This is a genomic window from Vibrio sp. 1078-1, from assembly GCF_033340475.1.
On record NZ_JAWOWM010000744.1, the window covers coordinates 1 to 550 of the forward strand.

Below are 550 nucleotides of genomic sequence, written 5' to 3' on the forward strand. Positions count from 1 at the left end.
GTTAGCATCTCAATAAAGTTGTTGAGGAGGTAGTAGTCCCAAGCCAGCAGAATGCGAGCTTTACCTTCTAACCATGCAATTCGGACGTTGTTTGCCACTTTAACTGCAAGCTCATGAGTCGATGCGGCAAGTTTGTGTTCGTTGGTGATGCGCCAAACATTGCCAAGACCAATCAGGGATTCAATCTGAATCTCAATGTCATCGACCAAAGCCGATTGCTCCAAGGCATTAATCCAATATTGCTGCGCCGAGTAATATTTGGCTTGTCCCCAGTATTGAAGGGCGAAGATATGCAGAATTTCTGGAAGGTGATCGTCAGTGTCCAGTTGGATTTGCTTATTGTAGGCGTCTTTGATGAATTTCAGCCCTTGGCGATATTCCATCAAACACCAACAACTGTGCGCCATGACGAGTAACGCTTTGATTTCACCGTCAATAAACAGTATTTGTTCCGCGCGAATGCGGCACTGCTCGGCGAGGCGAAGAGTGCGTTCAGGGTGCGTTTTCACTTGCCCTTTGAGTGAGTTAAGCTCGTCTTCTAGCTGAATTT

1 pseudogene is annotated in these 550 nt (G+C 46.5%); it reads right to left on the bottom strand.

Features of this window, described 5'->3' with window-relative positions:
• Positions 1 to 548, bottom strand: a pseudogene (locus tag R7190_RS29825) (hypothetical protein); the annotation flags it as partial.
• Positions 549 to 550: the final 2 nt, after the last annotated feature.